General features: G+C 55.8%; 22 protein-coding genes and 1 tRNA gene. 4 read left to right on the plus strand and 19 right to left on the minus strand.

Features of this window, described 5'->3' with window-relative positions:
• Window positions 1–159 precede the first annotated feature (159 nt).
• Window positions 160–1,059 carry a DMT family transporter gene (locus OZX62_RS05540; protein ID WP_348519305.1) on the minus strand — a complete coding sequence of 300 codons (900 nt, stop codon included), beginning with the start codon at window positions 1,057–1,059 and terminating at the stop codon, window positions 160–162.
• 594 nt (window positions 1,060–1,653) lie between these two features.
• On the opposite strand from OZX62_RS05540, the gene OZX62_RS05545 reads away from it, so the two are divergent.
• Both OZX62_RS05545 and OZX62_RS05550 read left to right on the plus strand, forming a co-directional pair.
• Window positions 1,654–2,058: a pyridoxamine 5'-phosphate oxidase family protein gene (locus OZX62_RS05545; RefSeq protein WP_277157597.1), complete on the plus strand. Its 405-nt coding sequence runs from the start codon at window positions 1,654–1,656 to the stop codon at window positions 2,056–2,058.
• Between the two features lie 391 nt (window positions 2,059–2,449).
• The gene (locus tag OZX62_RS05550) at window positions 2,450–3,142 is read left to right on the plus strand and encodes an SOS response-associated peptidase (protein WP_277175254.1); all 693 of its coding nucleotides are present in this window, start codon (window positions 2,450–2,452) and stop codon (window positions 3,140–3,142) included.
• 135 nt (window positions 3,143–3,277) lie between these two features.
• Here OZX62_RS05550 and OZX62_RS05555 read toward each other — a convergent pair whose 3' ends face one another.
• The 11 genes from OZX62_RS05555 to OZX62_RS05605 all read right to left on the minus strand — a co-directional run bounded on the left by OZX62_RS05555 (window position 3,278) and on the right by OZX62_RS05605 (window position 12,631).
• Window positions 3,278–4,573, minus strand: coding sequence for an alpha-amylase family protein (locus OZX62_RS05555; protein ID WP_277175255.1), 1,296 nt, complete (start codon window positions 4,571–4,573; stop codon window positions 3,278–3,280).
• Window positions 4,574–4,895: 322 nt separating this feature from the next.
• Window positions 4,896–5,150: a hypothetical protein gene (locus tag OZX62_RS05560; protein WP_277175256.1), complete on the minus strand. Its 255-nt coding sequence runs from the start codon at window positions 5,148–5,150 to the stop codon at window positions 4,896–4,898.
• A gap of 214 nt (window positions 5,151–5,364) precedes the next feature.
• On the minus strand, window positions 5,365–6,090 hold the full coding sequence (locus tag OZX62_RS05565) for a histidine phosphatase family protein (RefSeq protein ID WP_277175257.1): 726 nt from the start codon (window positions 6,088–6,090) through the stop codon (window positions 5,365–5,367).
• A 109-nt stretch (window positions 6,091–6,199) separates the two neighbouring features.
• Window positions 6,200–6,613, minus strand: coding sequence for a ribosome silencing factor (gene rsfS, locus OZX62_RS05570; protein ID WP_277175258.1), 414 nt, complete (start codon window positions 6,611–6,613; stop codon window positions 6,200–6,202).
• A 3-nt stretch (window positions 6,614–6,616) separates the two neighbouring features.
• Window positions 6,617–7,999, minus strand: coding sequence for a bifunctional UDP-N-acetylglucosamine diphosphorylase/glucosamine-1-phosphate N-acetyltransferase GlmU (glmU, locus tag OZX62_RS05575; RefSeq protein ID WP_277175259.1), 1,383 nt, complete (start codon window positions 7,997–7,999; stop codon window positions 6,617–6,619).
• Window positions 8,000–8,096: 97 nt separating this feature from the next.
• A tRNA-Gln gene (locus OZX62_RS05580) sits at window positions 8,097–8,167 on the minus strand.
• A gap of 137 nt (window positions 8,168–8,304) precedes the next feature.
• The gene (locus OZX62_RS05585; RefSeq protein WP_277175260.1) at window positions 8,305–9,327 is read right to left on the minus strand and encodes a ribose-phosphate diphosphokinase; all 1,023 of its coding nucleotides are present in this window, start codon (window positions 9,325–9,327) and stop codon (window positions 8,305–8,307) included.
• A gap of 46 nt (window positions 9,328–9,373) precedes the next feature.
• On the minus strand, window positions 9,374–9,628 hold the full coding sequence (locus tag OZX62_RS05590) for a hypothetical protein (protein ID WP_277175261.1): 255 nt from the start codon (window positions 9,626–9,628) through the stop codon (window positions 9,374–9,376).
• A 63-nt stretch (window positions 9,629–9,691) separates the two neighbouring features.
• Entirely contained in the window at window positions 9,692–10,360 is a 669-nt protein-coding gene (nadD, locus tag OZX62_RS05595) for a nicotinate-nucleotide adenylyltransferase (RefSeq protein ID WP_277177041.1), read from the minus strand.
• A gap of 149 nt (window positions 10,361–10,509) precedes the next feature.
• Window positions 10,510–11,094: a phosphoribosylglycinamide synthetase gene (locus OZX62_RS05600; protein ID WP_277177042.1), complete on the minus strand. Its 585-nt coding sequence runs from the start codon at window positions 11,092–11,094 to the stop codon at window positions 10,510–10,512.
• 220 nt (window positions 11,095–11,314) lie between these two features.
• On the minus strand, window positions 11,315–12,631 hold the full coding sequence (locus OZX62_RS05605; RefSeq protein ID WP_277175262.1) for a glutamate-5-semialdehyde dehydrogenase: 1,317 nt from the start codon (window positions 12,629–12,631) through the stop codon (window positions 11,315–11,317).
• Between the two features lie 224 nt (window positions 12,632–12,855).
• Between OZX62_RS05605 and thrC the strand changes: the two genes are divergently transcribed.
• On the plus strand, window positions 12,856–14,346 hold the full coding sequence (gene thrC, locus OZX62_RS05610) for a threonine synthase (RefSeq protein ID WP_277177043.1): 1,491 nt from the start codon (window positions 12,856–12,858) through the stop codon (window positions 14,344–14,346).
• Between the two features lie 75 nt (window positions 14,347–14,421).
• On the opposite strand, the gene OZX62_RS05615 is transcribed toward thrC, so the two are convergent.
• From OZX62_RS05615 to OZX62_RS05640, 6 genes are all read right to left on the minus strand, one after another.
• The gene (locus OZX62_RS05615; protein ID WP_277175263.1) at window positions 14,422–15,132 is read right to left on the minus strand and encodes an ABC-2 transporter permease; all 711 of its coding nucleotides are present in this window, start codon (window positions 15,130–15,132) and stop codon (window positions 14,422–14,424) included.
• Window positions 15,129–16,022 (minus strand): ABC transporter ATP-binding protein, encoded by an 894-nt coding sequence (locus OZX62_RS05620; protein WP_277177044.1) that lies wholly within the window; start codon window positions 16,020–16,022, stop codon window positions 15,129–15,131. The genes OZX62_RS05615 and OZX62_RS05620 overlap by 4 nt, the downstream gene beginning before the upstream one ends.
• A 208-nt stretch (window positions 16,023–16,230) precedes the next feature.
• Window positions 16,231–16,608, minus strand: coding sequence for a GntR family transcriptional regulator (locus OZX62_RS05625; protein WP_277175264.1), 378 nt, complete (start codon window positions 16,606–16,608; stop codon window positions 16,231–16,233).
• 204 nt (window positions 16,609–16,812) lie between these two features.
• Window positions 16,813–17,475, minus strand: coding sequence for an HAD family phosphatase (locus tag OZX62_RS05630; RefSeq protein ID WP_277175265.1), 663 nt, complete (start codon window positions 17,473–17,475; stop codon window positions 16,813–16,815).
• A gap of 13 nt (window positions 17,476–17,488) precedes the next feature.
• Window positions 17,489–19,303 (minus strand): DNA repair protein RecN, encoded by a 1,815-nt coding sequence (gene recN / locus OZX62_RS05635; RefSeq protein WP_277175266.1) that lies wholly within the window; start codon window positions 19,301–19,303, stop codon window positions 17,489–17,491.
• A 6-nt stretch (window positions 19,304–19,309) separates the two neighbouring features.
• The gene (locus OZX62_RS05640; RefSeq protein ID WP_277175267.1) at window positions 19,310–20,350 is read right to left on the minus strand and encodes an NAD kinase; all 1,041 of its coding nucleotides are present in this window, start codon (window positions 20,348–20,350) and stop codon (window positions 19,310–19,312) included.
• Between the two features lie 332 nt (window positions 20,351–20,682).
• Between OZX62_RS05640 and OZX62_RS05645 the strand changes: the two genes are divergently transcribed.
• The gene (locus tag OZX62_RS05645) at window positions 20,683–21,378 is read left to right on the plus strand and encodes a hypothetical protein (protein ID WP_277175268.1); all 696 of its coding nucleotides are present in this window, start codon (window positions 20,683–20,685) and stop codon (window positions 21,376–21,378) included.
• On the opposite strand, the gene OZX62_RS05650 is transcribed toward OZX62_RS05645, so the two are convergent.
• Window positions 21,360–22,094, minus strand: coding sequence for a TlyA family RNA methyltransferase (locus OZX62_RS05650; protein WP_277175269.1), 735 nt, complete (start codon window positions 22,092–22,094; stop codon window positions 21,360–21,362). The genes OZX62_RS05645 and OZX62_RS05650 overlap by 19 nt on opposite strands.
• Window positions 22,095–22,102 lie beyond the last annotated feature (8 nt).

Genomic DNA, 22,102 nt, shown 5'->3' on the forward strand with positions numbered 1-22,102 from the left:
GACTTATATTACAAATCTTTGGTTTCTGCAAGCAGTATAGTCTAGTTTAATAGTTATTATCGATATCGAATTCCATTATTGAACTTGACGACCTTACGCTCTACAAGACAGGCTCGGTACAGATTCATCGCGATTGCACCACGTCAGGCACCATAACAGCTACTTCTTGCGCAGATCATGGACCCAATCCTCCACTCTACGAAACAGGTCGACGATTACGGAACGGCGCACAATGGACATGAGCACCGCGAGGAAAATCAACGCGAAACCGGCCAAGGTCGAGAAAGTCAATGTCGATCCCCAGAAAAGTATGGAAAACAGTTCTGAGAACAGGCTTTCAGTGCACATCACCACGGAAGCTGATGATGCCGAGACGTGCGCCAGACCAATGTTCTGCATGAGCTGCGCCAAGGTTGTGGCGCCGATGAACAGGTAAAGGAAGCTCACGACGATTTTCGGTTCCAGCCATGTGGCGTTTGGCGCAGGTTCGGTGAAAATCGCACCGATGAAAAACAGTACGGCGGAAACGGCCATCTCCACAAAAGTGACAGTGATGGCGCTGAATTTCTTGGAATAGACGCCGAGATAGGTCAGGTTAAAGGAAAAAACCACGGCACAACCAATGGTGAGCCAATCACCTTTAGACAGAGAAAGCGAAAATCCACCCGGCTTGAGGGCCACCAAACCAACTCCTGCCAAACAAATCACGCCAGCGATGACGTTGATGTTATGGGGTCTGCTTTTGCTGACGAACCATGATGCGAACGGTGTCAGCACACAATAGACGGCCGTAAGGAACGCGCTTCTGCCAGGATCGATGGTCAACAGACCCTTGGTTTGCAGAACCATAGTTGCCCAATAGCTGACACCGGTGAGCAAAGCCGGCAACAGAATCGACCTGTTCAAAGCAGGAATGATCCGCTTGTGGAAAAGGGCCAGCATTATCAGGCACGCTCCGCCGGTACGCATTCCCATCATCCATTGAGGGGATATCGCAGTCATCGTAATTTTGGAAACCAGATAGCTGCCGCCCCAAAGCGCTGCGCAACACAGCAGCATAAGGCGGGCCAGGTTGGGCGGGAAATTGCGTGAAAGACGGCTGCGCAGGCCTTGGAAGCCACGGCGTCCGGTGCCTTTTGAGGAAAGGTAGGCGGCAAACGAATGGGACATGAACCTCGCCCTTTTGTGTGTCCCCGGCATGTTCGCGCGTATACCGCCAGCCACGTCGGACCTCTCTTTCAATCTCCGCCCGCTCAGGGCTTCACAGACCTGCGCTGGCTATGTCTCTCTTCATACCGATATCAGCATCAAACATCAGTCACTTGGCGTCAACAGACATTCAAGCCAATATGTCGTTATCTAAATTAGGTCATTTTCTGGCGACGACACGCTTAGAAACACAACGAAATCGCGCTGATTTGAACATTTCACGAGTTGATTACAATTACGCATTACAATTTTGGATCCTCGTTGCGAATAGACGGAAAAACAATATTTCTGTAATACTTTATTTGTATTACTAAGCAAGTATCATTAAGCATGCTCGCCTGTCGAAGCGCGGTGAGCAACGTCACACGATTTTGCCAGTGAACGCAGGGTCGAAGACGTAAGATGGAAACGTATAGACAGCAGTTCGATTGAAAGGACAGCATCATGGCTACTCTTACCCCGGAAATGAAGGAATTCATCAACAACAACCTCGCATGGATCGCGACCGTCAGCAAGGAAGGCCAGCTCGACCTCGGCCCGAAGATGTCGATGTTCGTGCTCGACGACAACCACCTCGCCTATCACGAGCGCACCGCCGGCCAGCACTACAAGAACCTCGAGGACGGCAGCCCGCTGGTCATCTGCTTCGCCAACCTGGAGAGCAAGAAGGGCTATCGCTTCCGCGGCAACGTGACCCTGCACTCCGACGACGCGATTTACGACGAGCAGGTCAAGGTCGCCGAGAAGAACGGCACCAAGAAGCCCGCCACCATCCCGGTGCTTGAGATCACCGAGATTCAGGACCTCTCCGCTGGCGCCAACGCCGGCAAGACCATCAGCAAGGACTGAACGGCAAGGTTTTAGAGACATATCTCTCTACTGAAAATAACATTGAAATTGAGGGTTCCAGACACGGGGCCCTCAATTTTTATGCCATTCGTGCTTTTGCGTTATCGGCAATTGCTTGTCTGACCTGACAGCAATCGCGGCAAAGCCCCACGCGCTTCTTGAACACCATCGAATCAATGGCCCATCGCGTTTGAGCCACCAAGATAAGGAACATAGACAATAGACATAAGACAATTCGAGGGCGAAATTTGTCAAGCCTGAGACATAAATATAATTAAGTAGAGTTGTGTAGTTTGTCGTATTTGTAGTAGTTGTGCTGTCATTGGGTTCCCAAGGGTTTGACACCTGCAAACCAAACCTCACGCAGGAAGTTTTGCATGGAGGAACCTAGATGTGTAGCAGATTCTCACTTGACCTGGATTGGGATGCCATCGGCGCGGACTTTAAAGTCGAAGAAAGCGATATTTCCGAGGCCACCCTTCCCAGCAAAACCTTCGTGGTCAAGCCCAAGCAAGACATCGGGCTGATTGTCGAAACCATGGATGGCACCAGGCATCTTCGGGGAGCGAACTGGTCGTTGATCCCGCGCAACAGCCTTACCGACAATTTATATTACAAGACGCACAACGCCCGTATCGAATCGGCCACAAAAAGCCCGACCTATTGTGAGTCGCTCGACCACATGCGTGCCATCATCCCCGCTTCGGGCTATTTCGAACCTCATAATCGCCGTCCCTACTATTTCCATGCTCCTGACGACCATGTTCTTGCCTTTGCGGGCTTGTATTCGTGGTGGCGGCAAACGCCATCATCGCCATGGAAACTGACCGCGACCATCATGACCTGCGCGGCCAGCGGCGGGACGGAGAAAATTCACAGTCGCATGCCGATGCTGGTATCGGCCGGTCTCAGGGACCTATGGCTCGACCCTCGACAGAAGGGCTCAGAAATCCTCGAAAGGGTTCACGAGTCCGCGCAACGGCTTTCACAACGACTTCAGTTCCATGAGGTGGCGCACTTTTCCGGCGACGGGCCGCATATCATCCAGCCGATCAACCGCGAATCGCAGGCAAGTCTGTTCTGAAAACCGCGAAGTAGTGGCGGAGTATGAGTATGAACAACTTATTGATTGCACTATTGAGCGGATTGAGAATACTCTGACAAGACCTATGCAGATAAAGCTACGAGCCGTTTACACGACGACGTTTGAATTCTCAAGCTAATTGGCCCGATGCTCGATGTGAAGCAGGGGTTCGGCACTGCCGCCTTCGTAAATATCGGCATGCGGTGTCTCGTCGAGGTTCATATCGACGTGTAATTTGGCGCTGCCGTCCCGCGCCTTGACGTCGTAGGCATAATGCCGGTTCTCCAGCAGGGTCGGCTCTGTGGTGGCGTCAATCATCCACGGGCGCGCGCTTCGCAACCCCGCCAATTGACGGGTAAGCCGGTACATCCATTCGCCGTCATCCGGCAAGCTTTCCGGCGTGTCCGGATATTCGGGACGAACGATGTCATCGCCACCGACGCCATCGGTTTTCTCACCTTTCATGGCACGCTCGTCGCCGTAATAGATCGAAGGTGTGCCGCCGACGGTGAAGAGGATGACGGCGGCCAGCGCGAGTTTTTCCTCGTCCTGAATCTGGCTGGCGATCCTGGTGACGTCGTGGTTGCCGATGAACGTCTGCGGGGTAAAGGTTTCAAGGAACGTGTCGTGACGCTTCAAGCACCAGTCAAGCTCGAAGAAATTGCCGTCCTTGAGGCTGCTCCAGATTGCCTTCCACAGCTCATACTGGGTGACGGTATCGATGGTCGAATCACGAACGAACTGGGGAAAGTCGCCGTGGATGGCCTCGCCCATGAACCAGGCGTTGGGCACTTCACGGCGTACGCGCGGCAGAACTTTGGCCCAGAATGTCGTCGGTACCGTCATCGCCGCGTCGAGCCTCCAGGCGTCCACGCCCCTGTTCATCCAATGGGCCATCACGTCGGTTACCAGATCGGCGACGCGAGGCGCATCATGGTTGAAGGTGGGAAGAATCGCGTGACCTTCGAATTTTTCGTAATCCAGCGTCCCGTCTTCGGCCAAAGAGAAACTGAACATGTCGTCGCCATCATGCCCGACAGGTTTGCCGGCTTCCATTTCATCCTGCGCCCGTTTGAGTTCGCGCTGGAACTCAGGAAAAGCGCGGCCGACATGGTTGAAGACGCCGTCCAGCATCAGCGCGATGCCACGTTCATGGCACGCCGTGACCAAACGGCCGAACGTCTGATCGTCACCAAGCCGCGGATCGATTGTGTAGAAATCGACGGTGTCGTAGCCGTGGGTTTCGGAGGTGAAAATAGGGCCGAGCAGCAGGCCGTCACAACCCATGCCTTCCATATAATCCAGCCAATTGACAAGGCGGTCGAGTCTCGGCACGCACCGACGTTCGGAGTCGGATTGAGGGCGTACCGGTGCCCCGCAGAAACCCAGAGGATAAACCTGCCACCAGATTCTCCGGCTCATTTCGTTCATCTCACGCCTCGTTTCGTGTCGGATTGCCTTATCCACGGCCGTTCCGTCCCAACTCTACCAGCAGGAAGCCAAGTAGACAGCGACCTTGGAAAGTCGCCCATGTCAGTATCGCATTGCTGCCGCCGGCCCGAGAACCAATAACATCCGTTTTCGGACCAGTTAACAGAAAGCATTTTTCTTGAAAATATAATAAGTATATATAAAACATAATGAAAGCCGCCGAAACGCTTCTCATCACGTGCCAGCGGCTTTCATCCACTGTGATTGCCTCGCCCGAATTTACATCCGTGCCGCGGCGATCCCGATCAGCGGGAATATCGCGTCACTTGTTGTCGCGAATCTGCTGCTTGACGGCGTTCTTGGCCTCGGTGGCCTGCTCCTTGCCTTGAGCTGCTGCGCTTTCGCCCTTCGCCTTGGCCTCATCGGCCTTGTCGGAGAACTTGTCTTTGACGTCATCGGCTTTCTTCTTGGTGTCGTCGACCACGTCGGCGGCCTTGTCCTTGACGTCGCTCGCGGCCTTACCGAGCTTTTCGCCGGCCTGCTTGGCTGCATCCTTGGCATCATCGAAAATACCCATAATGATTTCCCCTTGTTGTTCTTTCAGATTCAATCCGCCCGGCCGCCACTGAATGGTGGTTATTTGGCGGCCGGGGTACGAAAACATATCGTTGCCATACATTTATTATTTTAGCCTATAAATCCATATGTAAGACTAAACACCTACGAATTGTATGACTAATCTAATTGGCTGGGAATCCTAGAAAACAAGGCAATTTCGATTGAAATACAAATCAGAGCTTCGGATTCTCCCATTCAGGTGTATCGGCGATGGCCGGCCCGTGGTTGTAATCGGAAAGCGCCAAACGCAGCGGCTTGCCGGCGATGGCGATGGGAATGAGACGGGCCCAGTGCGCGTTGCGCATCGAGAAGACCGCCGAATTGGAGTCGGCATCGTTATCCGCGTTGAGCAGAGTGCGCACCGTATCGGCGATGCAGGCGCCATGTGAGAAAACGTAGAGGTCGGTATCCGCTTCGGCCTTGTCTGCCCATTCGGCGATGGCCTGCGTGGCACGAAGCCCCACGTGCTTGTCCGGTTCGACGTTGTGCTTGAGCTCACCGCCCTCACCATGAAGCCAAGAGGTGAAATCCTCGGGATACTTCTCCATGATTTCGCGGGTCGCCTGACCTTCCCAGTCCCCGTAGTGGCGTTCGCGCACATGCGGATCAGGATGGACCTCCTCACCGATCAGGTCGGCGAAGGCGTGGGCTGTGGCCATGGCACGGCCCAGATCGGAAGCGACAATCAAGCGATGGCGCTGTTGGTCTTTCTGGTTATCGACGTATAGTTCCTTCAACGCGCGGCCTGTCTGATGGACCTGCCAATTGCCGACCTCATCGAGTGGAATGTCGGTGACACCTTGAATACGGCCGGAAGCGTTGTAGGCGGTACGTCCGTGGCGAACCAAAGTAAGCGAGCGAACGTGGACGTTGGGATCGAATACAGTACTGAAATCCATCGTTTAACTCCTAAAATACTGATGGAATGGTCTTAATGAAAATGTTAGACCGCAAACGTTCGTCTATCGGCTGACATGCCACACGTTTCAAGCGCGCCTGACGAGTTGTCTACTCGCCGACAGATTCGTTTTGCGTCATTTCGTCTGCGTCAGCCGTGTTGGGAAGCTGAAGGTCGATGGCCGGGCAATCCTGCCAAAGCCGCTCGAGGTCGTAGTAGCTGCGTTCTTCCTCGTGCATGATATGGATGACGAAATCGCCGTAATCGAGTAGCACCCAGCGGGCTTCATCGAGGCCTTCGCGGCTGCGCGGCTCGAGCTTGCCGCCCTTGGTGTACAGCTCTTTTTCGACTTCCTCGGCCACGGCCAGAACCTGCCGTTCGCTGGAAGCGGTGGCGATGAGCATGGCATCGGTGATGGCGATGGGGCCGGTGACGTCGAAGGCGACGATATCGGTGGCCTTCACCCGGTCGGCCGCCACTGCTGCCAGACGCAGGGCCTCAATCGTGGATTGCAATGCTGCCATAAATCAACGCTCCCATTCGGGCTTCCAGCCCTCTACTACGTGTTGTGTGTTTTCCGAATATACCATCGAATCGTCCGGCACCGCGTGGCGGATGACGGAACCTGCTCCGGTGGTGACGTTGTCGCCGACCTCAACTGGCGCGACGAACAGGTTGCCGGCACCGACGTGGACGTTCGAGCCAATGTGGGTGCGGTTCTTGTGTACTCCGTCATAGTTGGCGGAAATGGTGCCGCCTCCAATGTTGGTGTTCTCCCCCAGCTCGGCGTCGCCCATATAGCTCAGGTGCGGCACCTTGGTGCCTGCGCCGATATGCGCCTTCTTCATTTCGACGAACGCACCGGCCTTGGTACCCTTTTCGAGCACGTTGCCCGGACGCAGATACGTCCATGGGCCGATATTGGCGTCGGGGCCGATATGCGTTTCCTGCACACGGCTGCGCTCCACAATGGCTCCGGCCTCGATATGAGCATCAATCAGCGTGGTATACGGCCCGATGACGGCGTTTTCGGCAACAGTGCTGTGCCCCTGAAGGAAGGAGCCCGGCAGCACGGTGACGTCCTGGGCCAGTTCGACGTTGTCTTCGATCCATGTGGTTTCCGGATCAAGAATCGTGACGCCCTCACGCATCCATTCCTCGCAGATACGAAGGTTGTGCTTGCGGGCAAGGTGGGCCAGCTGCAAACGGTCGTTGACGCCTTCAACGCTCAGGGCGTCAGGAGCGGCGAACGCACCAACCTTGCCGGTCTTCCTAGCGCTTTCCAACGCATCAGTGAGATAAAACTCACCTTGTGCGTTCTGCGAATCGAGCCCTTGGACGGCACGCGCGAGCACGGCGGCGTCAAAAACGTAAACCGAAGTATTGATCTCGTGAACGGCGAGCTCGCTGCTGTTTGCATCCTTCTGCTCGACGATGCGCAACACGCTGCCGTCGCTGTCACGGATGATACGGCCATAGCCCGTGGCGTCGTCGAGGTTGGCGGTGAGCACGGTGGCATCGTTGCCGCTGGCCTTGTGGAACGCAAGCAAAGCGTCGAGCGTGGCAGTATCGAGCAATGGCATATCGCTGGCTGCGACGAGCACCGGGCCGGTGAGCTGCCCGTCGGAATCAAGCTGCTTCATCGCGCACTGCACGGCGCGACCAGTGCCTGGAATGTCGTCCTGCTGCACGATTTCGACGTGCTCGTTGTAGCTTTGCGCGGCTTTGGCTACGCGTTCGGCCTGATAATGCACGACCACGGCAAGCGTTTCGGGATCAAGCGCGGAAATGGAGCTCATCACGCGCTCGAGGAAGGTCTTGCCGGCTAGTTGGTGAAGCACTTTCGGCTTGGACGAACGCATGCGCGTGCCTTCGCCGGCCGCGAGAATGATTGCAGCACTCAATGCCATATCTACTCCAATTCCGGTGTCTCAAAAGCGAGGCACACTCCCACATATGCAAATCGGCTGGTATCCGATGCACGGAATCAGCCGACTTGAACTTGAGTTCCTCCACCTGGATTCGAACCAAGACTAAGGGTTCCAAAGACCCGTGTGCTGCCTTTACACCATGGAGGAATAGCGCGGCCGTAAGACCGAACCGATTTTCTATTATGCTGGCTGCTGTTGACAACACGACACGCATAAGCGCGGATCGTGGGGCGTTACCGCCCACGCAGCCAGCCACATCTGGCACAAAGCCTTACGCCGCCGTATCAGGCGAAGAGGAAGCCCTGCCCGTGATGCTCGGGATAGGTGTCGAAGAGCTTGGCTACCGAACCATCCTCGAATACAGCCTTGATGGCGCTGGAGAGCAACGGAGCGATAGAAAGAACCGTGAGTCCGTCCCAACGCTTGGATTCGTCGATCGGCACAGTGTCGGTCAACACGACCTCGCGCGCGCCGCAGTTCTTGAGACGGTCGACCGCAGGGTCAGAAAGCACGCCGTGCGTGGCGACGACCGTGACAGACTTGGCACCGGCCTGCTTCAACACATCGCAGGCGCCGACAATGGTGCCGCCGGTATCGATCAGGTCGTCGACCAGAACGCAGTCTTTGCCCACCACGTCACCGACCACACGGTTGGAGGTGGCATGGTTCGGACGGTTGATGTCGCGGGTCTTGTGAACGAAAGCGAGCGGGCCACCGCCCAAGCGCTGAGCCCACTGCTCGGCGACGCGGATACGACCGGCATCCGGGGAAACCACGGCGACATTGTCGAGATTGCCTTCGAAACGGTCACGAATGTAGTCGACCAAGACAGGCATGGCGATCAGATGATCGACCGGGCCGTCGAAGAAACCTTGGGACTGCGCGGCGTGCAGGTCGACGCTCATAACGCGGTCGGCACCGGCGGTGCGCAGCAAATCGAAAACAAGACGGCAGGAAATGGGCTCGCGTCCGAGGTGCTTCTTATCCTGGCGGGAATAGCCCAAAAGCGGGCAGACAGCGGTGATGGAACGGGCCGAAGCACGCTTGAGCGCGTCGATCATGATGAGCTGCTCCATGATGGCCTTGTTGACATCACCGGCATGACTTTGCAATACAAAGACATCCGCGCCACGCACCGATTCGGTGTAGCGCACATACATCTCGCCGTTCGCGAAATCGTATGCCGTGGTCTTCAAAACGTCGATGCCAAGCTGTGTGGCGACGTCCGCCGCCAGCTGGGGATGCGCCCTGCCGGTGACGAGAATGAGATTCTTACTGGGCTTTCCTTCTAGGATTGCGCTCACCATGTCTCCAAACGTTATCGTCTGCATGAACCACAGCCATACTAACCTCTTAACGCGACGGGGACACACTCGGTTCGTTCACATCGGATTTGTCCTGATCGCCAGAGGCCTCCGAACGGTTGAAAACCGACAAGAACTCGTAAAACACGACAAAGGCACAGGTTATATTCAGCGCCATGAACACCGAACCTACATATCCGTAGCTCAGCAACCATTGCCCGTTAGTTACCAATGCTGCCTGCAAAAGGATAATCACTGACAGACATACCTGAACAATACGGAGCCGGGTCTTTTTCATCGTCATACCTCCATTGGTTTATCGGTGAGATTCATCACTTATACCAAGAATAACATGACGCAACAAAAATCAGGGCTGAGTATAAAGCCCGTGCTTGGCGATATATTGCACCACGCCGTCGGGGACGAGATACCACACCGGTTCTCCAAGAGATACGCGGTGGCGGACGTCGGTCGAAGAAATGGCCAACGCGGGGATTTCCAGAGTATCGACCTCGACTTGTGTACGCATATGTTCGGGGCTGGAATAGCCGGGGCGTGTGACGGCGACGAAATGCGCGAGGCTGAACATGTTCCGAGCTTCCTTCCATTTGAGGATTTCGGCTACGGCGTCGGCACCGGTGATGAAGAACAGTTCGGCGTCCGGGTTCAACGCCCGAATATCACGCAACGTATCGATGGTATAGGTGACGCCAGGACGGTCGATATCGACGCGGGAAACGGTAAATTTGGGATTCGAAGCCGTGGCGATGACCGTCATCAGGTAACGGTCTTCGGCGTTGGTCACGTCCTTGTCGAGCTTGAAAGCAGGCCGGCCCGTCGGCACGAAGATCACCTCGTCGAGGTCATAGACCCACGCCACCTCGCTGGCTGCGACCAAATGGCCGTTGTGGATGGGGTCGAAGGTGCCGCCCATGATGCCGATGCGGCGACGGCCGTTTTTGTCGTGTCCGTTGTTCGGTTTCGCTTTGCAGGCATCGATGGAGTTGGGATCGGGCTGTGAGGAAAGCCCGGACATCTTTCGTGCCGGTTCGGCGAGCTGGGGAACATCGGTATCCGGCTTTGCGGTATGCGTAACGTCAAGCCTAGGTACAGAGGACGAACCCCTGATACCGCTGTCGCTATTGTTATCTGCCGCTTGTGGAACTGCGGGAATCGAGGCTTTGCTCATGCCTTGCTATCGCCCTTATTCTTGCCGTTTTTGCCGTTCTTATCATTGTTCGACTTGTCGGTTTCGCTCTCTTCGCGCTTCTCGTCGGCCTGTTCGGTCTGTTCCTCGATGTCTTCGACGGTGGCATGCTCGCTCGGGTCGATCTTGCCCATGTCCTCGTCGTATTCGTCCTGGACGACGCGACGGATCTCGGCGAAGGTCGGAATCGGGAAATCGGGCTGATAAAGGCGGCGGACCGAAGCGACGCATTCCGTGGCGCGCACGAGCAGGTCGTTCATGGCGTCGATGCCGCCTTCGGCCTCCTGCTTGCTGAATTCGGCGATATAACGTTCCATGGCCGCAAGACGCTCGGCCACGGTCTTCTTGCCGTCTTCGTCGAGATCGACGACGTCGTCCGCGTCCATTTCCGGCCATCCGACGAGCGCGGCATCCGCGTATTCAAGGGAGGCCCGCTGGTCGGCGGTGGCGATGCCATCCTCGACCTGCACCAGGAAGACGTAACGGACGATGGCGAGACGCTCCGAGGCGATTTTCAATGCGATACGCGGATTGTTGATGTCGATGCCACGGTCGACTGCCAGCTGATAGTCGGCCTTGACTCCGAGCTGTTCCTCTGCCTGCCTGATCGCCGTATCGTCTTTCGGCTGCTTCTGGCCATCCGTAGTTGCGGTAGCGCTCGCGGGCTGGTTGTCGGGATTCTGGTCGGCGGAAATGCCGCCTTCCAGCTTCTTACCTTCGCCGTCGATGCCGGTTTCGTCTTTGCTTTGTTCAGCGTCGTTCATTTCGTGTCCTTCGCTTTCGTCAAGCCCGCACCTGGCCGGTGCCGTAGCCGATCCATTTGGTCGTGGTCATTTCCGTCAAACCCATAGGGCCACGGGCATGCAGCTTCTGCGTCGAGATGCCCAATTCAGCTCCAAAACCGAACATACCGCCATCCGTGAACCTTGAGGATGCATTGGCCATGACCACCGCCGAATCGATACGCTTCGTGAAACGCTCGATCGCGCTGTAATCCTCAGAAATGATGCATTCGGTGTGTCCGGTGGAATGGAGGTTGATATGTTCGATCGCCTTGTCCAACGAGCCCACGACCTTCACGCCCATTTTCAGCGCGAGGTATTCGGTGTCCCAATCCTCCGGCGTGGCATGCAACAGGTTCACGTTATCAATGCCGCTTTGGGCGATGATCGCGTATGCCTCATCGTCGGCGTGAAGTTCCACACCTGCGTCGGCGAGCGCTTTGGCGGCGAGCGGCAGGAAATCCTTGGCCACGTCGCGGTGGACGATCAGCTTTTCGGCGGCGTTGCACACGCCCACCCGTTGGGTCTTGGCGTTCAGGATGATTGGAATGGCCTTGGCGAAATCCGCGGCCTTGTCGACATAGATATGGACATTGCCGGCACCGGTCTCGATGACCGGGACCTTGGAATTGCGCACGACGGCCTGGATAAGCCCTGCTCCCCCACGCGGCACCAGAACGTCGATATGACCGCGCGCCTCCATCATCGCCGTGGCACCCATACGACCGAATTTGTCGACGGAAGCGACCAAGGCCGGGTCAAAGCCCTGTTCCCGCAACGTTTTCTGGATGATGGCGAGCGTTGCCTCATTGGTGTGCTGCGCCTCATGTCCACCGCGCAACAGGACGGCGTTCCCGGATTTGAGACACAGCGAGGCGACATCGACGGTGACATTGGGCCGAGCCTCGTAAATCATGCCGAACACGCCGATCGGCACACGTACTTCACTTAGGCGCAAGCCGTTGGGCAAAGTCGATCCACGAACTACTTGGCCAACCGGATCGGGAAGCGTGGCGACGTGACGAACACCGTCCGCCGCAGCCTTGACGCGTTCCTCGTCGAAGAGCAGACGGTCGAGCTTGCCTACGCTCATACCGGACTGCCTGGCCTCGCTCATATCGAAAGCATTGGCTTCGGCGATGGTCTTGCTTCCGGATTCGAGTTCATCGGCGATGGCGTTGAGCAACGTGTTCTTCTGTTCGGTGTTGGCGAGCGCCAGCACGCTTTGTGCATGCGCCGCGGCATCACCCATGGCGCAGACCTGCCGGAACACCTCCGGGTCGAGAACCGCCGAATCCCGCTGATCATTTGCGACCATGAAACACTCCCCTAAAATCCATTATCCATTTTCCGAAACCGGTCTTTCCCGACCAGTAGTAAAGCGGACAATTACCATTCTATTGCCAACGATTGTAAGCCTTGCCTCGTCCAAAGCGAATCACAATCCGTTGATTGGGACACCACCGGTATTCGGCCTTACTTGCCATTAGACTGGTGTATCAGCAAAATTTCGTAACCGCCACAACAAACGAGGCATTTGTGATGAATACCACCTTCCACAGCACCCGAGGTTCTTCCGAACAACTGACCAGCCGTCAGGCCATCCGCCAAGGGCTCGCAGGCGACGGCGGGCTGTTCGTCACCGACGATCTCGGCAAACAGCAGGTTGATGTCGCCGAACTGATCGGCAAAAGCTATCAGGACATGGCGCGGACCGTTCTGGGAGTATTGTTGCCTGACTTCTTGGCTTCGGAACTTGACGAGTGCATCAGCGCCGCATATCGCCCCCAATGGCTCGATAGTGCCATCACCCCGTTGAAACCGCTGGGTGACGATTACATCCTCGAGCTCTTCAACGGCCCGACCAGCGCCTTCAAGGACGTGGCGCTGCAGATCCTCCCGCAGTTTATGGCGCGTACCGCAAGCGGGGCAGCGTCGGCAAACGAAAAGGTGATGGTGCTGACGGCCACTTCCGGCGACACAGGTAAGGCTGCGCTCGCGGGATTTGCTGACACCCCCGGCACCGGCATCACCGTCTTCTATCCGGAAGGGAAGGTCAGCGAGATTCAGCGTTTGCAGATGACCACCCAGACCGGTTCGAACGTCAACGTCTGCGCGGTCAAAGGCAACTTCGACGACGCGCAAACCGCGGTCAAGCGTATTTTCGGCGACAGGAATCTAGCATCGAGACTCGAGGAAAGCAACAGCGTCTCGCTTTCCTCCGCGAACTCCATCAACGTCGGCCGGCTTGTGCCCCAAGTCGTTTATTACTTTGCGGCCTACGCACAATTGGTCGAAAGCGGTGCTATCAAGGTCGGCGACGAGGTCGAGTTCGTTGTTCCCACCGGCAATTTCGGCGACATCCTCGCCGGCTACTACGCCAAGAAGCTCGGGCTGCCGGTCGGCAGGCTCACCGTGGCCAGCGACCGCAACAACGTGCTGTTTGATTTCCTGACCACCGGTACCTACAACCGGGAGCGCCCGTTCTACCAGACCACCTCGCCGTCGATGGACATCCTTGTTTCCTCGAACCTCGAACGCATGCTCTACTACATGTCCGATGGCGATACCGAACTCATTCATAGCCTTATGGATGATCTGCAGAACAAAGGCTCGTTTACGATTCCTAAAACCCTACTCGAACGCATCCGCGGACTGTTCTCCTGCGGCTGGGCCGACGAGAATCAGGTGAGCCAGGCCATCACCGCCTGTTGGAACGCGAACCATTACGTCATCGACCCACACACCGCCTGTGGCTACCATGTACTGTCGCAGATGCCGCGAGAAACCGGGATGCCTCGCGTGCTGCTAAGCACCGCCAGCCCCTATAAATTCCCGCGCGTGGTCAGCAAGGCGCTTGGTCTTGACACCACCGGCACCGATTTCGATTGTATGGATAGGCTCTCCAAAGCCACCGGCACCACCGCGCCCAGGAACCTGCGCAGCCTGGAGCACGCCACCGAACGCTTCACCGATGTCATCTCCATCGACGAAATGAGCGACTACGTCATGAACGCTTCTCAAAATCTTTAGAATTCTGCGTCCAGTTCGAAAAGGGGCTTGCTACGACTCATCCGGTCGAAGCAAGCCCCTTTCGGTGCTCAAGATTTACAATTCCTTACGCTCGTAGATACGAACGGAGACCAGGAACGAGCAGACGCAGACCACGACGGCGACAAGGACGGCGATGATCGCGGCCCAAGGCACGACGCCGAGTCTCGCCGTGGTTATCCATTCCACCATTCGCTTACGCATGTCATCAGACATGATTTTCCCGACGAGGAATACCGCGAAGAACAGCAAGCCCAGTATCGCGAAACTCCAGCCCATGGCCTTGGTGACCGCAAACTTGTAGAAAATCGGAATCACCACACCGCCCAGGAACAGGGAGACGCCGAATACGCCCAATCCCAATCCGGCGAACAGTAAAACAGAAGGCTCATCGTGATGGAACAAGATGAGCAGACAGAGCACGCCTTCAACGGCAGTGATGACGTCAGCCGCAAAGCCCAAAGCGAACCGTGCGAAAACCTGATTGGGCCTTGATACGGGCACGATGCCATTCATGCTCGTATTGCCCGTTGTCTCCTCATTGCTGAACACCATCATGGCGGAGAAAGCGGCGTACAAGGCGCAAATAGCAGCCACTGCTCCAGCCGCGCCAAAGGTTATGGCTTCATCATCGACAATGAAACCGATAAAAGTAAACGCCAACGGAACCAGTGCCAGAATCCATACCGACCCTTCTCCGGAAGCCGCCAAACGCAGGTAATCGATACGCATCGATCGTTTGATTTGTTTGGTATCCATGCTGCTCATCGTGCGTTGCTCCCTTCTCCGCGACGCCGAGGACCAGCGGCACGGCCGTTGGTCAATCGGATGATGTCATCGATGCTTACCGGCTCGACATGCAGACCGGGATTGGCTTGCACCAGACCCGCGATTTGCTCCGCATGCACCAAAGCGTCGAAACCTGTGAGATAGCTGCGGACACCCACGGCAACCGAACTGACGGCATCAAGTTCGTCCAGGCCGCCCTTGACCAGCCTAAAGGCGTCATCGAACTCGTCCTTGGAACCGGTGAAATACAGCTTGCCTTGCGTGATGTAGGTGATCAGATCGGCGGCATGCTCGAGATCGCTGGTGATATGGGTGCTGAACAGCACGCTGTGCTGTCCGTCTTCAATATAGCGTTGCAGGATATCCATCAAGTCGTCGCGCGCCAGCACGTCGAGGCCGCTGGTCGGCTCGTCCAGAATCAGCAATTTGGCATCATGGCTCAAGGCGGCGGCAAGCATAAGCTTCATCTGCATACCGCGGGAAAGGTCCTTAACCTTCTTTTTGGTATCGATGCCAAACTGCTCGAGATAATCGGCGAACAACTCATGATTCCAAGTCGGATACGCCGCTTCCATGGATTCCTCGGCCATTTTGACCGTCCAGTAGGTCGAGAAATAACTGGAATCGAACACGACGCCAAGTTGTTCCTTGACCTTCACCTCGTCGGCGATGTTATCAAAGCCAAGCACGCTGATCGAACCGGCATCGCGATGGATCATGTTGAGGATGAGCTTGATCAGGGTCGATTTGCCGGCGCCGTTGGGACCGATGAGGCCCATGATGTAGCCCATCGGCAAATCGAACGTCACTGGGCCCAAGCCGAAACCGGAGCCGTAGCGTTTCGCCACGTCGGTGACGCTCAGCGCCATAGGCGGGGTATCGCCGCTGACGGTGACGTTCTCGTCGCTCTTTCTAGTTGCTTTAGGTGATGACTGTGTCATCATCGTATTCCTTTCCTGTTCACCGATGAACCGATAAAGTTTGCGTAAAGAAAACCATCACTGGCGGTAAGCGAGAAACAGTCGCAAGCGCTATACATTGACGCTTACTGTCTCATGCTTGCATTTGCCGAATGATTCACTTGGCTTTCTTGTACTCAGTCTCGAGCATATCCATCAGGTCAATAAGCGGGATGTCGGCAGCTTTCGCAGCGACGCCCACTTGACGCAGAGCATTGCGTACCTGGCCGGCAAGCTTTTTCTTCATTCGTTCATCGCTTTTTTCGGCGACGAACGAACCCTTGCCCTGTACATTGACGATGATGCCCTCATCCGCCAGCTCGTTGTAGGCGCGGGTGACGGTGAGCACGGAGATGCGCAGCTCACGGGCCAGCTTGCGCAGGCTCGGCAACGCTTCCCCGCTCTTGAGCTCTCCGCTGAGGACCGCTTCGCGGATCTGACGTTTGATTTGCTCGTAGATCGGTTCTCCGGACACGGATGAGATGATCAGTTTCATCTATGCCCCTTTCTGTTTCTGATCAGTGTCCAGCAAAACTCCTGATTCATATCAACAGTTTTACTGTTACATATAACTATATAACAGTTATTTTCACTGTGCAAGTTCTAAACATAACAGTGTTTTTGAGGGAAATTCAAGCAATATAGGTGTTTACTCGATAAACCAATGTATGTACTTGCAAACTTTAAAAATCCAAAATTCTTATTCAAGAACTTTGGGAGCATCTGCAAAGTCATTGATTACACCGTCCGCCATTGCTCTGATAGCCGGCCTGTCCTCCAGCGAATAGTCATCTTCCATCGCCCAGACGTGCATGTCTGCAGACTTCGCAGCCTTCACTGCCACCAGCAAATCCTCGAACACCGTGCAATCCTTAGCCGCAGCACCAAGACGTGAAGCAGCGGCCAGATAGACCTCGGGGCTGTGCTTGCTTTTCGCATTGGTATCCTCCACGCTCACCATCACATCGAAGTACTGGCTGATTCCCACATGTTCCATGCCAACTTCGCGCACCTGCGGCGAAAGCGATGTCGCCACTGCTAGGTGCGCGCCGCTCGACTTCAGATAATCCAAATATTCGACTGCATGAGGCTTCGCTTCAACAGTGTTGCCATAGGCCTCAAGCACCATCGAGTCCCACAGTTTCGCTAGCTCAGCAGGAGTGTCGTTCAGGCCATAACGGTCGATGGTATAACGTGCCACTTCCTCAGGTCTCATTGCGTTGACGATGCCCATGTAGTCGTCGGTCAAAGGAATGTCTCGACTCCGGAAAAAGTCGACATCGACCTGATGCCACACGTCCATCGAATCAAGCAAAGTGCCGTCAAGGTCGAAAATAGCTGCTTTGCCTTCGTTCGTTTTCATACATCTGAACCTTTTACAGCTTGCTAGAGTTTAAGAGCTCTTGGGCGTGGCTTAGGGACGTGGCGGATTCGCTGCCGGAGAGCATTCTGGCGATTTCGTGGATACGGGCTTCGCCGGTGACCTCATTGACCGTCGTTTCCACTGACGCCTGCGAGTTGGCGCTCTGGGCTTTTGCGCTGCCTTTGCTCACTACGAATTGGAAATCGGCCCAAGAAGCGACCTGGGCCAAATGCGTGACCACGATGACCTGCGAGGTCTGAGAAAGCTTGGCGAGGCGCTTGCCCAGTTCGACCGCGGCTTTGCCGCCCACTCCTGCATCGACCTCATCAAAGATGAATGTCATATCCGACGAACCAGCAGTCCGCTTTTCGGCGACGGCCAATTCCAACGCCAGCATGAGTCGGCTCAATTCGCCGCCGGACGCGCTTTTACCCATCGGCAGTTGCGGTGAACCAGGAAATGGTGTGAACAGAAATTCGATGTCGTCGATGCCGTTGGCATCCAAAGGCCAGGTTGCCGAAGTCGTCTGCCCTTCATCGCTCTTTGTAGATGCATTGCCTTTCAGTCCCGCATTCCGCCGCACCACGCGAATCTCGAGTCCAGCTCCAGCCATAGCCAAAGCCGAAAGCTCCTTGGTAACCGTATTGGCCAAAGCTGCTGCAGCCGCTTTCCTCTTCTTGCTCAGTGCCTCAGCTGCTTTCATCGCTTCGTCGAAAGCCTGCTTGTGTCGCGCTTTGATCTCTTCAACCTTCTCCGGCGACGCGTCCAAATCCTCGACTTCGAACGCTGCCTTGTCACGCCAGGCAGTAACATCCGCCAGTGTCGGCCCCCAGCGGCGCGTCAGCTCGTCAAGCTGATGAATGCGGGAATTGATGGCATCCAATCCTTCGGCGTCCTCGTCCGTGTCCATTTCGTTGGAAAGTGAGAACACGATGTCGGAAAGGTCGGCGTTCAGCGATTCCAAGCGGTCTGCGGCCTCAGTGAAAGCACCGCCGACATGGATAGCATGCAACGCCTGGATGGCATGGTTGATGGCGTCTGAGGCACTTTGCGCATCGCTGTCGGAATCCACTGACGAGGCATCGAGAGCCGAAAGCGCTGCCCCGACGCCCTGAGCGATTTCAGCAGCATTCTCGACACGCGAACGCTTTTCCTTGAGTTCCTCATCCTCGTCGGGTTTCGGGTCCACTTTGTTGATCTGTTCGATGGATTCCCGCAGATAATCGGCCCGCTGACGGGTCGAAGCCTCCTGATTGGTGACGTTGCTGAGCCGCTGGTCAATCGTCTGAAGTCGCTCCCAGGCCTGACGATATGCTTCGCGCTCGGCTTGGTCATCGGCGGCCATGTCAAGGAATTCCCGTTGCCGTGCCGGTGAGGCGAGACGCAATTGATCGGCCTGCCCATGAATGGTCACCAGTTCTGCGGCGACATTGCCAAGTACATTTCTGGGCACGCTATGCCCACACAGTACCGCCCGCGAACGTCCTGAAGCCGGAACCGTGCGCGACAGGAAGAGTTCACGACGCCCGATTTCGTCGGGGTCCGGGTCGGTTTCCTGGCTTTCCGCATCGAGCACGCCGGCATCCTGCGCGAGACCTGCCGCCTTGCCGTTCTCGTCAACGTCGAAAATTCCCTGTGCCCAAGCCGAATCCGCGCCGGCAGAGACTCGCCCGACACTTGCCGTAGCCCCGGAAATAAGCCGAATGGCGCTCAATAACATGGACTTGCCTGCACCGGTTTCGCCGGTAATCGCCGTCATTCCCCTGCCAGGCGTCAACACCGCAGAACGAATGGGCCCGAGATTGCGCACTTCCAGTTCTTCAAGCATCGGATTTCACCTTTCAGACGAACCTTGCTCGGCGGCCGAACCTCGTCCATTGAAGTCCGTACCCGTATTGTCTCGATTGCCCTCGTCCATATCGTCACCGGTTTCAGAGCGGGAAGCCTGGTCTTTGTTTTCATTGGCGATGATTTTCTCGCGTCTGCGCTCCTCCAGCCGCGAACGTTGGCGAAGGCTTACGCTCGGAAGGTTGAATTTGGTGACCAGGCGGTTGGTGAACGGCACGCCGGAAAGACTTGCAAGACGCACGGTGAGCGGGGAAAGATGGACTGTGGTACGCGTCCCGTATTCGAGTTTCATCTTTCTTCTGCCGTCGCAACAGATCCAGCCTTCGGTCAGCGAATCGTCAATCACATCGACGGTAAACCGCGAATGTTCCCCAATCACCATAGGGCGCGTAAAAAGGGCATGGGCGGCAAGCGGTATCAACTGCAATGCTTTGACATCAGGCCAGATAATCGGTCCTCCGGCCGAAAAAGCATAGGCGGTGGAACCGGTTGGTGTTGAAATAATCACGCCATCACAGCTGAACGAGCTGGCCTCGACGCCGTCAACGCCTATGGAAAGCTCGATCATATGGTCCCGGTCGGCCTGTTGGACGGTGATATCGTTCAGAGCCCAATCGCTGACCGTCTTTTTGCCGTCGCGGGAAGTCACGGAAACACTGGCCAGATTGCGTTCGTCAATCGAATAGTCACGGTCGGCCACGCGCGCGATGGCCTCGCTCAACTGGAAACTTTCGAATTCCGCAAGGAAACCGACGTGCCCTAGATTGACGCCGAGGATAGGAACATCGGTATTGTGAACCAACTCGGCCGCGCCCAGAATCGTGCCGTCGCCGCCGAGCACCACGACGATTTCGGTGTCATTGCTGACGATGGATGAAGGCTCGCCGAATTTCGGCGGATCAAGGCTGTCGACGACACGTACGGAGAATCCGGCGTGCTCCAGCTGCTCGACCGCCTCACGCACGACAAGACTGGTCTCGCGAAGCCTGGCATGTGTGACTACAACCGCATGGCGCTTACCGAGCATTGTCTTGCCTCTTTTCCCGCGACAACCGCACGAAAACAAAATCCGTTCCTGCCCATATCCTAACCGGACAGTGTCTACAAACGAGCTTACTCCGAGCCAAACCGACGGCATGGCCGCAATATCATCAAAGCTTTGAAACGGCCGATCTTGCGATGGGCTTTCAAACAAACGACTGGCAGACGGCAACGATATCCAGCATTTTGTAATATCAAGAAATCTTGAATTTATCGGGATTTTTGTCATTCAATTTCATTTTAGCTTTCCCTTCCGGTAATACGGAAAGAGAGTGGTACGAAGAGAAACCCTTCAGGTTGGGGGAAAGAAGGCGAGAAATGAACCTCAATACATTCGGCGGATACATCAAAGGCGGCGATTACGACGTCCTCATCACCCATGGCAATGCCATGATGCGCGAAGACGTGACGTTCGATACGCTCGTGGTCAAAGGTATTTTGCAGACAACGGTTTGCCGAGGGCGCCGGATCGTCATGGACGGAGGCATACTGAACTCGTCGCGCGAAATCGTCTCCGATTCCCTCTCCGGTCACGGCCGTATCTGCGCCCAACAACACATTTCGACGCAGAAAATCGCGTTCATCGGTGATATGGAAACCAATTCCCGGCTCACCGTCGAACAGGGTATCCGTGTAAACGGTTCGATCAATGCCAAGTCGCTGGTGACACCGCGAGCCAAGATAACCGGCCATACCAGGATTGCAGAATGCGCCGAAACCGGAAAACTTGAAATCAAGCCAATACACACGGCGATGTTCGAACGATTCGGGATGAACGAGTATCTGGAGCCCAGCAACATCCAGCGCATCAACGCCACCAATGTTGTGCTGTGCAATACCAACTGCCAGAAAATCGACGCAGGCTACGTGGCATTGTCCGGCCACACGCATGTGGAACGAGTAATCTATGAAGGCGATCTGAGACTCGACAAAACTTCCAGCGTAAGGCTTATCGAGCATCGCTGGGATATGGAAGACGACGAGGATGATGAGCTTCAGCGCAAGGTGGCGTAAAGCAGGTATTCTTCATTGCCGTGTGTCCCCTCGATTGGCGACGGGCACGTGGCAACAACCTTGAGGCCATTGGCTTCGGCGCATTCGCAAACTGTTTTCAACGCCGCTTCACGTAGCTTCGGGTCGTCGACCACACCGTTTTTGCCCAGATGGCCTTTGCCCACTTCAAACTGTGGCTTGACCAAAAGCACGATATCGGCAGGGGTTGTGGCCACTTTGGCGATAACCGGAATCACATAGTTCAGAGAAATAAACGAGACATCTGAGACGATGAACGACGGACGGTACGGCAAGTCGCCCGATTCGACATCGCGGATGTTGACGCCGCTCATCTCGATGATGCGCGGGTCGGCGGCAATCCGCGGGTCAAGCTGGCCATGGCCCACGTCAAGGGCGATAATTTGTGCCGCTCCATGGCGAAGCAGCACGTCGCAGAATCCGCCTGTGGAAGCGCCGATATCCAAGCAACGACGCCCTTTTGGTGACGGCAGGCCCACATTGCCGAAACGCTCGAACGCGCCGAGCAGCTTGTACGCTCCCCTTGAAACGTAATCATCGCCGGTATCAACCGAAATCTTCATCGTGCTATCAACAGGCATCGAAGATTTACCCGCAAGTTGGCCGTCGACCGTCACCTTGCCGGAACGAATAAGACGCTGCGCCCGCGTTCGGCTGTGAACCAAACCTGCCGAGGCCATATACGCGTCCAAACGCATGTTTTGAC

This window comes from Bifidobacterium sp. ESL0690 (assembly GCF_029392315.1).
In the GTDB taxonomy this organism is placed as follows: domain Bacteria; phylum Actinomycetota; class Actinomycetes; order Actinomycetales; family Bifidobacteriaceae; genus Bifidobacterium.

Bases quoted from the DNA above. Each gene is read 5' to 3' on its own strand.
- OZX62_RS05540 (WP_348519305.1), bottom strand. From the start codon at position 1,059: ATGCTGCTGTGTTGCGCAGCGCTTTGGGGCGGCAGCTATCTGGTTTCC.
- OZX62_RS05545 (WP_277157597.1), top strand. From the start codon at position 1,654: ATGGCTACTCTTACCCCGGAAATGAAGGAATTCATCAACAACAACCTC.
- OZX62_RS05550 (WP_277175254.1), top strand. From the start codon at position 2,450: ATGTGTAGCAGATTCTCACTTGACCTGGATTGGGATGCCATCGGCGCG.
- OZX62_RS05555 (WP_277175255.1), bottom strand. From the start codon at position 4,573: ATGAACGAAATGAGCCGGAGAATCTGGTGGCAGGTTTATCCTCTGGGT.
- OZX62_RS05560 (WP_277175256.1), bottom strand. From the start codon at position 5,150: ATGGGTATTTTCGATGATGCCAAGGATGCAGCCAAGCAGGCCGGCGAA.
- OZX62_RS05565 (WP_277175257.1), bottom strand. From the start codon at position 6,090: ATGGATTTCAGTACTGTATTCGATCCCAACGTCCACGTTCGCTCGCTT.
- rsfS (WP_277175258.1), bottom strand. From the start codon at position 6,613: ATGGCAGCATTGCAATCCACGATTGAGGCCCTGCGTCTGGCAGCAGTG.
- glmU (WP_277175259.1), bottom strand. From the start codon at position 7,999: ATGGCATTGAGTGCTGCAATCATTCTCGCGGCCGGCGAAGGCACGCGC.
- OZX62_RS05585 (WP_277175260.1), bottom strand. From the start codon at position 9,327: ATGGTGAGCGCAATCCTAGAAGGAAAGCCCAGTAAGAATCTCATTCTC.
- OZX62_RS05590 (WP_277175261.1), bottom strand. From the start codon at position 9,628: ATGACGATGAAAAAGACCCGGCTCCGTATTGTTCAGGTATGTCTGTCA.
- nadD (WP_277177041.1), bottom strand. From the start codon at position 10,360: ATGTCCGGGCTTTCCTCACAGCCCGATCCCAACTCCATCGATGCCTGC.
- OZX62_RS05605 (WP_277175262.1), bottom strand. From the start codon at position 12,631: ATGGTCGCAAATGATCAGCGGGATTCGGCGGTTCTCGACCCGGAGGTG.
- thrC (WP_277177043.1), top strand. From the start codon at position 12,856: ATGAATACCACCTTCCACAGCACCCGAGGTTCTTCCGAACAACTGACC.
- OZX62_RS05615 (WP_277175263.1), bottom strand. From the start codon at position 15,132: ATGAGCAGCATGGATACCAAACAAATCAAACGATCGATGCGTATCGAT.
- OZX62_RS05620 (WP_277177044.1), bottom strand. From the start codon at position 16,022: ATGGCGCTGAGCGTCACCGACGTGGCGAAACGCTACGGCTCCGGTTTC.
- OZX62_RS05625 (WP_277175264.1), bottom strand. From the start codon at position 16,608: ATGAAACTGATCATCTCATCCGTGTCCGGAGAACCGATCTACGAGCAA.
- OZX62_RS05630 (WP_277175265.1), bottom strand. From the start codon at position 17,475: ATGAAAACGAACGAAGGCAAAGCAGCTATTTTCGACCTTGACGGCACT.
- recN (WP_277175266.1), bottom strand. From the start codon at position 19,303: ATGCTTGAAGAACTGGAAGTGCGCAATCTCGGGCCCATTCGTTCTGCG.
- OZX62_RS05640 (WP_277175267.1), bottom strand. From the start codon at position 20,350: ATGCTCGGTAAGCGCCATGCGGTTGTAGTCACACATGCCAGGCTTCGC.
- OZX62_RS05645 (WP_277175268.1), top strand. From the start codon at position 20,683: ATGAACCTCAATACATTCGGCGGATACATCAAAGGCGGCGATTACGAC.
- OZX62_RS05650 (WP_277175269.1), bottom strand. From the start codon at position 22,094: ATGCGTTTGGACGCGTATATGGCCTCGGCAGGTTTGGTTCACAGCCGA.